This is a genomic window from Mesorhizobium sp. WSM4817 (genome assembly GCF_055811135.1).
Genome location: NZ_JBVVQQ010000035.1, coordinates 40886 through 48783, shown reverse-complemented (window position 1 = coordinate 48783; position 7898 = coordinate 40886). Strand labels below are relative to the sequence as shown.

Annotated in this window: 10 protein-coding genes; 4 read left to right on the top strand and 6 right to left on the bottom strand. The window is 63.5% G+C overall.

The window, feature by feature from the left end:
- Positions 1–268 precede the first annotated feature (268 nt).
- Together AC0L2K_RS31175 and AC0L2K_RS31170 are read left to right on the top strand one after the other, a co-directional pair.
- Positions 269–1171 (top strand): DMT family transporter, encoded by a 903-nt coding sequence (locus tag AC0L2K_RS31175; RefSeq protein ID WP_473533231.1) that lies wholly within the window; start codon positions 269–271, stop codon positions 1169–1171.
- 98 nt (positions 1172–1269) lie between these two features.
- Positions 1270–1965, top strand: a complete 696-nt coding sequence (locus AC0L2K_RS31170; RefSeq protein WP_128174097.1) for a sulfate transporter family protein — start codon at positions 1270–1272, stop codon at positions 1963–1965.
- Between the two features lie 85 nt (positions 1966–2050).
- Here AC0L2K_RS31170 and AC0L2K_RS31165 read toward each other — a convergent pair whose 3' ends face one another.
- The 6 genes from AC0L2K_RS31165 to AC0L2K_RS31140 form a co-directional block, all read right to left on the bottom strand.
- Complete coding sequence (locus AC0L2K_RS31165) at positions 2051–3046, bottom strand: proline racemase family protein (protein ID WP_473533230.1); 996 nt, start codon at positions 3044–3046, stop codon at positions 2051–2053.
- A complete protein-coding gene (locus AC0L2K_RS31160; RefSeq protein ID WP_027151596.1) occupies positions 3043–3846 on the bottom strand; it encodes an isocitrate lyase/PEP mutase family protein in 804 nt (267 codons plus the stop codon). The genes AC0L2K_RS31165 and AC0L2K_RS31160 overlap by 4 nt, the downstream gene beginning before the upstream one ends.
- 69 nt (positions 3847–3915) lie before the next feature.
- Positions 3916–4764 (bottom strand): hypothetical protein, encoded by an 849-nt coding sequence (locus AC0L2K_RS31155; RefSeq protein ID WP_473533229.1) that lies wholly within the window; start codon positions 4762–4764, stop codon positions 3916–3918.
- A gap of 85 nt (positions 4765–4849) precedes the next feature.
- Positions 4850–5506 (bottom strand): HAD family hydrolase, encoded by a 657-nt coding sequence (locus AC0L2K_RS31150; protein WP_287055152.1) that lies wholly within the window; start codon positions 5504–5506, stop codon positions 4850–4852.
- The gene (gene dut, locus AC0L2K_RS31145; protein WP_473533228.1) at positions 5506–5991 is read right to left on the bottom strand and encodes a dUTP diphosphatase; all 486 of its coding nucleotides are present in this window, start codon (positions 5989–5991) and stop codon (positions 5506–5508) included. Before dut ends, AC0L2K_RS31150 begins: the two co-directional genes overlap by 1 nt.
- 84 nt (positions 5992–6075) lie before the next feature.
- On the bottom strand, positions 6076–6546 hold the full coding sequence (locus tag AC0L2K_RS31140) for an Lrp/AsnC family transcriptional regulator (protein ID WP_023803740.1): 471 nt from the start codon (positions 6544–6546) through the stop codon (positions 6076–6078).
- 114 nt (positions 6547–6660) lie between these two features.
- Between AC0L2K_RS31140 and AC0L2K_RS31135 the strand changes: the two genes are divergently transcribed.
- Together AC0L2K_RS31135 and AC0L2K_RS31130 are read left to right on the top strand one after the other, a co-directional pair.
- Positions 6661–6915, top strand: a complete 255-nt coding sequence (locus AC0L2K_RS31135) for a DUF6356 family protein (protein ID WP_023803739.1) — start codon at positions 6661–6663, stop codon at positions 6913–6915.
- 15 nt (positions 6916–6930) lie between these two features.
- Positions 6931–7731 carry a class II glutamine amidotransferase gene (locus AC0L2K_RS31130; protein WP_128168313.1) on the top strand — a complete coding sequence of 267 codons (801 nt, stop codon included), beginning with the start codon at positions 6931–6933 and terminating at the stop codon, positions 7729–7731.
- Positions 7732–7898: the final 167 nt, after the last annotated feature.

Sequence of the window (7898 nt, the reverse complement as noted above, 5' to 3'; positions counted from 1 at the left end):
GTTCGTCTCAAGGAATGCCTCGTCGCACTGGGCGATGATGTCGACAATGGCATTACCGATACAAAGCACGTCATAGTTCGGCATCAATCATGTCTCCGCGAAAAACCACCGGCTTTCTGGCATGCCGGCCGCGGGCGGGTCTAGCGATTTGATGCGGCTTTGCCTAGGCAACAATCACGGTTGGATAATGATCGAAGCATTTCTTTCGTGCCTCGCTTACAAGGATGGCGTCGCCGATCAATGTTCCCCCGAAGGTTGCGAACCCGCCATGCCTGCAAAAACCGACATGAAGACCGAGCTGGCGCTCCTCATTGCGCTCGCGGTGCTGTGGGGTGCTTCCTATACCTCCATCAAGATCGGCGTCGAGACGATCCCGCCGGTAACGCTGATCGCAGCCCGAACGTTGATTGCGGGTGGAATTCTTCTCGCCCTCATCCGCTGGCGTGGCCTTACCGTGCCGCGCGATACCGCCAGCTGGCGTCGGTTCGCGTTCCAGGCATGCCTCAACAGCGTTGTGCCGTTCACGTTGATAGCCTCGGCCGAGCGCTCGCTAGACGCCGGCCTGGCCACGATCCTGAATGCGACGTCCCCAATCTTCACCTTCTTGCTGACCGCGCTCATCACGCGCCACGAACCAGTGACCATGCGCAAACTGTTCGGCGTCGGTGCGGGAATAGCTGGAATATGCCTCATCGTCGGCACCCAGGCGCTTGGCGGCCTTGGTCACCAGTTGTGGGCGCAGCTTGCCGTCGTCGCGGCGACGGTCTGCTACGCAGGTGCCGCCATTTTCGGTCGCGGCTTCAAGGGCCTCGATCCGATGATTCCAGCCGCCGGTTCGATGCTTTGCGGCGCCGCGATACTCGTCCCCCTCAGCCTTGTGTTCGACCGCCCTTGGGCGTTGGCGCCATCAACGGCCTCGATCCTTGCTCTGCTCGGACTTTCGGTTTTTTCAACTGCGCTGGCCTTCTGCATTTATTTCCGCCTCATCCATACGCTGGGTTCCGTCGGCACCACCTCGCAGGCCTATCTGCGCGTGCCGATCGGCGTCGGTATCGGGGCCGTATTCCTCGGCGAGAGCCTTGGCCCGACGGCGTGGTGGGGAATGGCCCTTGTTGTCGCCGGCGTGGCTGCGATGACCATTCCTGTCCGCAAGCCGGTGTTTGCGCGGTAACTTGCGTTATCAGCAGCAGTTGCGCTGATGATTTCCCTTTCCTATCTCGGGGGGCGTCCTGCCCAAAACGGGCGCGTTGCATATGGGTTTGAAACGCGATGATACTCGACGCCGCCCGCGCCGCCCTGAGCCGGCTGTTCTCGCCCGAATTCCGCTCGGTTTTCATCAAGACGCTGGGGCTCACCTTGCTGGCGCTGGTGGCCTTGTGGTTCGGGTTGACGAGCCTTGTCGAGTGGCTGGCCTTGCCGTGGTTGGAGTCCCTGATACCCGGCCTGCCGTCCTGGGCCGGCTGGTTGGGCGGCATCATCGCCGCCATCGCCCTTGCCTTCGGTCTGGCCCTGCTGATCGCGCCGGTGACGGCGATCATCGCCGGCCTGTTCCTCGACGCCGCCGCCGAACTGGTCGAGCGCACCGACTATCCCAATGACCCACCCGGCCGCGCGATGCCGGCACTGCGCTCGCTGGTGCTGGCGATCAAATTCTTTGGCGTCGTCATCGTCGGCAACCTTTTGGCCTTGCTGCTTCTGCTGGTGCCGGGCATCAACATCGCCGCCTTCTTCATCGTCAACGGCTATCTGCTGGGACGTGAATTCTTCGAATTCGCCGCGATGCGCTTTCGCCCGGAGGCCGACGCCCGGGCGTTGCGCAAAAAACATGCCGTCACGGTGTTCCTCGCCGGGCTGGTTGTCGCTGCCTTCCTCGCAGTGCCGCTGCTCAACCTTTTGACGCCGCTGTTCGCCGCCGCCATGATGGTACATCTGCACAAGGCGATCTCGGCGCGGGAAGCGGCTTAGGAGTGCTGATGTTCTGGTGATGCAGGCTTGCGAATGGCGGTTGTAGCCAAACGTTACGCTCCGTTCCGTTTTGTTGGGTTCGGCGCTAACGCAAAAGAAAACCGTGTCCCAGTTCGTCGTCGGGTTCGACGATGAATTCGGCCCGGCCGCTGTAGAAGGCGCGGCCGCCGACGCGGGCGATGATGGCATCATGCGGCCCGGCTTTCGCGGTCCTCGCCACGCTGCCGGAAAAGCGCGAGCCGGCGATACTCTCGAACAGCCGCGTCTGGCCGGCGATTTCGCCCCTGGCATGCATCGCCGCCAGCCGCGCGGCGACGCCCGATCCGGTCGGCGAGCGGTCGACCTGGGCCTCGGCGAAAACGCAGATGTTCTTGGTTGGGCTATCGGAATATGCGTCCTGTCCGTCGGTCAGGATGGTGCCGTAGAGAAAGGCAAGCTCGGCATGGTCGGGGTGCGACAGCGGGAATCCCTTCTTCAGCTTCTCCGTCAGTGCCGTCGCCGCATCGACGAAATCGCGCACGCGGTTCTTGCCGAACTCCAGCCCGAACTGCCGGCAATCGGCGAGCGCATAGAAGGCGCCACCATAGGCGATGTCGAATCCGATCGCCCCGTAACCTGGCAATTCGACCTGCTGGTCGCGGGCGAACAGAAAGGCCGGCACGCTTTCGAATGACACAGCACCGGCCTTGCCGTCCTGCACCTCGACCGAGACGACGACCAGCCCGCACGGCGCCTCGATGTTGACTGTCGTCAGCGGCTCCTGCCGCGCCACCAGCCCCTCGTCGACGGCGTAGCGGCCGAGCGCGACGATGGCGTGGCCGCACATCGTCGAATAGCCCTCATTGTGCATGAACAGCACGGCGAGGTCGGCGCCGGGCAGGTCGGGTTCCACCAGCAGCGCGCCATACATGTCGTAATGGCCGCGCGGCTCGAACATCAGGATCTTCCTGAGATGATCGAGGTGATCGCGCACATAGGCGCGTTTTTCCAGGATCGTGCCTGCAGGAATGCTGGGATAACCACCGGTGACGATCCGCAGCGGCTCGCCGCCGGTGTGCATGTCGACGACGCTGAGCTTCATGCGTTGGGTTCGGCAAACAACGCCTGCAGCTTGCCGAACGGCATGGCGGTGCGGGTGAAGCCGAAGGTGCCGTCCTGCTGGATCTCGCGCGCCGCCGTTTCCAGCATGCCGAAGGCGTAATTGGTCAGCCAGGGCCCGAGTGAAATGCGCTTGACCCCTGCCTGGGCAAGATCGGCGATGGTGAAGCCGGGCCTCACCATGACGTTGACCGGCTTGGTCAGCGCCGAGCAGACGGTTTGCACCGTCTCGACATCGCCGAGGCCTGGCGCGTAGAGCACGTCGGCGCCGGCCTTCTCGAAGGCCTGCAGCCGCTTGATCGTGTCGTCGATGTCTGGCCTGCCCCACAGAAAATTCTCGGCCCGCGCGGTGAAGACGAAGTCGTGCTTCAGCGCCCGTGCCGCCTCCGCTGCAGCGGCGACGCGCTCGACGGCATGCGAAAATTCATAAATCGGCTTGTCGGGCTCGCCGGTGTGGTCCTCGATCGAGCAGCCGGCGAGGCCTGCCGCTTCGGCTGCGAAGACAGTTTCCGCGGCACTTGTCGCGCTGTCGCCCTTGCCCTTCTCGAGGTCGGCCGAGACCGGCAGGCCGGTCGCCGCGGTCACGTCGCGGCAGTGGTGGATCATCGCCTCGAAGGTCACCGCGCCATCGGGCAGGCCGCGCGAAAAGGCAAAGCCGGCGCTGGTCGTCGCCAACGCCTTGAAACCGAAGGAGGCCAGCAGTTTCGTCGTGCCGACGTCCCAGGGGTTGGGCATGACGAAGATCGAACTGTGCAGGTCGCGAAAGATTTTGCCCTTGTCCATGGATGCTCCCCAGAGTGCGAAGCGCATTTTATCCCGCCACTGCCCGCCGGGCAAACGAATGCGATTGGGTCAGAAGCGATTGGCGTTCTCTCCTGCCAATTTGTCCAGTGCGTCGGACCCCTTGACGTACGCGGTCCCGTCCCAATGGTAGGTGACGGAGATGTCGCGCGAGGAAGCCTCGGGCGCCGCATCATCGCAGCTTTCGCCATTCGGCATGGTGGCATCGGTCAACGTCGCCTTGATGGCCGCATAGGGCTGGCCTTCCGCAACGGTCTGAAACGCCAACTCCTGCGTGCGCCTGTAGGCGCACAGGGACTCGTCGAACGTAGAGATCATGTCGATCAGCTCGAACCTGTCGTCGCGGACCAGGATCAGCGGCGTGCTCACATAGCCCTGGCTCGAATTGAAATGCGTGCTCAGGGTGATGATGACGTCATCGCCTAGCCCGATCGAAAGCTTGCCCGGATCGCGGAAATAGGTGCTCCGGTCGACGGCGACATTGACAGCGTCGAGCAGTCTCGGCTTGCCGGCAAGATCGTAGAGCGCCAGCACCGCAAAGCCCTCTGCGCTGTCGGAGGAACTGCCGAGGTCGAACAGCATGGCCAGCCGTTCCTTGCCGCCGGCCCTGATCTGGAGCACGCCAGCATCGGAAAAGCCCGACGTTTCGGGCGGCGAGCCACCGCTATCCCCACCTTCGATATGGCGCATCTCGATCGGCATGGAGCCACGGTAGAAGCCATCCTTGTCCGCCGCCAGATCGGGAATGACCATCCTGGCGAGGTCGAGATAGGTCGTGTTCTCGTGGCCGGGGAGGGTGCTGCCAAGGTCCGGGAAGCTGACGCCCTGCGCGCCGGCCGCGGCCCACAGACACGGCAGCAGCAAGCAGGCGAGGGTGAAGCGAAACAGGATCGAGTTCATAGGCTGGGCGCCTCCCACTGTCGAACATTGGCAAGCTAGCATGGGCGCCTGGCGCGTCCAGCCGGATAAAACCCTGAAGACCAGATCAGGGGATCGGCACCAGCCCGGCCAGCTCGCGCATGTCGTCAAACAGGATGCCGCCGGCCTCGGTCAGGCCGTCGCGGTCGGAATGCGGGTCGCCGTAGTAGGAAAATACGCGCATGCCGGCGGCAATGCCGGCTAATGTCCCGGCGACGCTGTCCTCGATGACGATGCAGTCGGCTGGAGCGAAGCCCATCGTGCTTGCGGCATGCAGGAACAGGTCGGGAAAAGGCTTGCCGCGCGAAACCATGGTCGAGCTGAACAGTGCATGCTCGAACAGCGGCAGCAGCCCGGTCTGGCCGAGCGTGATGTGCATTTTACTCACCCGCGCCGACGAAGCGACGCAAGTTGCGATGCCGGCAGCGTGCACGGCTTCGATGAACTGCCTGACATAGGGGACGGCTTCGACGCCATGCGCGAACAGGTCCGGCAGACCGGCGTTCCAACGGTCGACGAAATCGGCGCCGAGGCTGGCGCCGGTCGCCTCGACTTCCTTCTGCACCGAGACCATGGCGCGGCCGGAGAAGTTCTTGCGGCAATATTCGAAGCTTGCCGGGTAGCCGGCGGCGCTGAGCCATTCGGCGAGGCGCCGATTGGCCAGGTTCTCTGTGTCGACCAGAACCCCGTCGCAATCGAAGATGACGAGTTTGGGTAGCGACATCAGGCCGTGCCGGTCGATCCGAAGCCGCCGGAGCCGCGCGTCGTTCCGCCGGCCAAGCTGCGCTCATCGACCGTCGCCTGCGTCACCGGGGCGAAGACGATCTGCGCGATCCGCATGCCGCGCGTCACCGCGAAATCCTCGTCGCCAAGATTGATCAGCAGCACCTTGACCTCGCCGCGATAGTCGCTGTCGATGGTGCCCGGCGTGTTGAGGCAGGTAAGCCCGTGCTTGAAGGCGAGGCCCGAGCGTGGCCGGACCTGGCCTTCCACCCCCTCCGGGATCTCCAGGATCAGTCCGGTCGGCACCAGCGCGCGTTTTCCCGGCAGGATCAGCAGCGGCCGGTCGTCCGGCACTGCGGCGCGCATATCCATGCCGGCGGCGCCCGGGCTTTCATAGGCGGGAAGCGGCAGGCCTTCACCGTGCGGCAGCCTGATGAAGCCGACGGCCGGACCGATGACGGAGGAAGTGTAGAGGGCTGCGCGCATGAGGCTGATCCTATCGCTATCAACGCCGATTCAGTCAACTCGGCGGCCAGACTATCAACGGCTTTCTTTCAGCGCAGTTCCGTTTCAGCGCAGTTCTACGGGGACGATGGTCGTCTCCTTGATCTCCTCCATGACGAAGGAGGCCGAAACATCCGACAGCGCCACCTTGGCGATAAGCCGCTGATAGAGCCGGTCATACGCCTTCACGTCGGCGACGCGGGCGCGCAAGACATAGTCGAGGTCGCCGGACATGCGGTAGACGCCGGTGATCTCGGGAAAGCCGCCCACTGCCGCCCGGAATTTTTGCAGCCAGTCGGGATCATGATTGGAGGTCCGGACCAAGATGAACACCGAAAGGCCAAGGCCAAGCTTGTCGGCATCGACCAGCGCCACCCGGCCGGTGATGACGCCGTCTTCCTCGAGCCGCTTGACCCGGCGCCAGCAGGCGTTGCGCGACAGCGACACCCTTTGCGACAATTGGTCGACCGACAGCGTGCCGTCGCGTTGCAGTTCGGCCAGCAATCTTCGGTCGATCTCATCGATTTCCAGCGACATGTGGGATGTTTGTCCCAATAATTGACCAGACACAAGGATATTTTGGGACTAATCAATCAAAACCTCGTGTCAGAATACTCAGCATCGGGGCTTTTCCCGGCAGGAGGGACCACCATGACGACACCGCTTGCAAGGCTCTTTACCTCTCACCCGGCCAAGGTCGGCGAGACCTATTTCAGCCATATGGCCTTCGCGGCATGGTTCTGCTCGCGTCTGTTCATGGCAGCGTTCGCCGCACTCATTCACGCTTTCTTGCCGTTTCTGTTTGAGACTACGGCCAGCCGAATCGTTCGCGAGCTCTATGAGCGCACGCACAACAGAGGCACACACGCGATCAAGGAGCCTGCGGCTCTCATGGATCGCGCCTGAGGGGGGATTAAGCGAATGTGCCGGTGGGCGGCCTACCTCGGCGAAGCGGTTTTCCTGGAAGACATCGTCACGGCGCCCTGCCATTCGCTGATCGCCCAGAGCCATTGCGCCCAGGAAGCCAAGTCGCCGACCAATGGCGATGGCTTTGGTCTCGCCTGGTACGGCGACCGGCCCGAACCGGGCCTGTATCGCGACATCCTGCCGGCCTGGTCCGATCCCAATCTGAAGAGCCTGTGCCGGCAGATCAGGTCCAGCCTTTTCCTTGCCCATGTGCGCGCCTCGACCGGCGGCGCCACCAGCCGCATGAACTGTCATCCCTTCACTGCCGGCCGCTGGTCGTTCATGCACAACGGCCAGATCGGCGGCTTCGAAAGAATCCGCCGCGCGCTGGAAAACGCGCTCTCCGACGATGTCTTCGATCGGCGCGAGGGCACCACCGATTCCGAACTTTTCTTTCTCCTGATGATCGACGAGGGTCTGGCGGGCGATCCGCAAGGCGCGGTGTCGCGCGCTACGGCGCGGGTGATCGACGCCTCGCGCCGCGCCGGCTTCGAACCGGCGCTGATGCTTACCGCCGCCTTGTCGGACGGCGAATCGCTCCATGCGGTGCGCTATGCGACCGATGCCCACGCGCCGACGCTCTACACCTCCGTCTTCCGCAACGGCGGCGGGCGATGCCTGATGTCGGAGCCTTTCGACCGTGATGGCGGCGACTGGCAGCCGATCCCGCCCTCTAGCTTCGTCACCATTACCAGAGACGGCATGACCACTCGTCCATTTGCGCCGGAACCGGCAAGACTGGCGCTGGCCGTGTAGCTCCCTCGCTATCGCGGCAACATCGCGGGACAGCGCCCCCTCAACAGACCCTCGCAGCGCAATTCCGATCAAGCACCACCTGTCCTCGAATGCTGAACTCGGCTTGAAGACGCGCCGTAGCCCGCCATTTGGTGAGGCTGGCGCCGCTAGCAAGCCGGAGCATTGGT

Coding starts and splice junctions, on each gene's coding strand:
- AC0L2K_RS31175 (WP_473533231.1), top strand. CDS start 269: ATGCCTGCAAAAACCGACATGAAGACCGAGCTGGCGCTCCTCATTGCG.
- AC0L2K_RS31170 (WP_128174097.1), top strand. CDS start 1,270: ATGATACTCGACGCCGCCCGCGCCGCCCTGAGCCGGCTGTTCTCGCCC.
- AC0L2K_RS31165 (WP_473533230.1), bottom strand. CDS start 3,046: ATGAAGCTCAGCGTCGTCGACATGCACACCGGCGGCGAGCCGCTGCGG.
- AC0L2K_RS31160 (WP_027151596.1), bottom strand. CDS start 3,846: ATGGACAAGGGCAAAATCTTTCGCGACCTGCACAGTTCGATCTTCGTC.
- AC0L2K_RS31155 (WP_473533229.1), bottom strand. CDS start 4,764: ATGAACTCGATCCTGTTTCGCTTCACCCTCGCCTGCTTGCTGCTGCCG.
- AC0L2K_RS31150 (WP_287055152.1), bottom strand. CDS start 5,506: ATGTCGCTACCCAAACTCGTCATCTTCGATTGCGACGGGGTTCTGGTC.
- dut (WP_473533228.1), bottom strand. CDS start 5,991: ATGCGCGCAGCCCTCTACACTTCCTCCGTCATCGGTCCGGCCGTCGGC.
- AC0L2K_RS31140 (WP_023803740.1), bottom strand. CDS start 6,546: ATGTCGCTGGAAATCGATGAGATCGACCGAAGATTGCTGGCCGAACTG.
- AC0L2K_RS31135 (WP_023803739.1), top strand. CDS start 6,661: ATGACGACACCGCTTGCAAGGCTCTTTACCTCTCACCCGGCCAAGGTC.
- AC0L2K_RS31130 (WP_128168313.1), top strand. CDS start 6,931: ATGTGCCGGTGGGCGGCCTACCTCGGCGAAGCGGTTTTCCTGGAAGAC.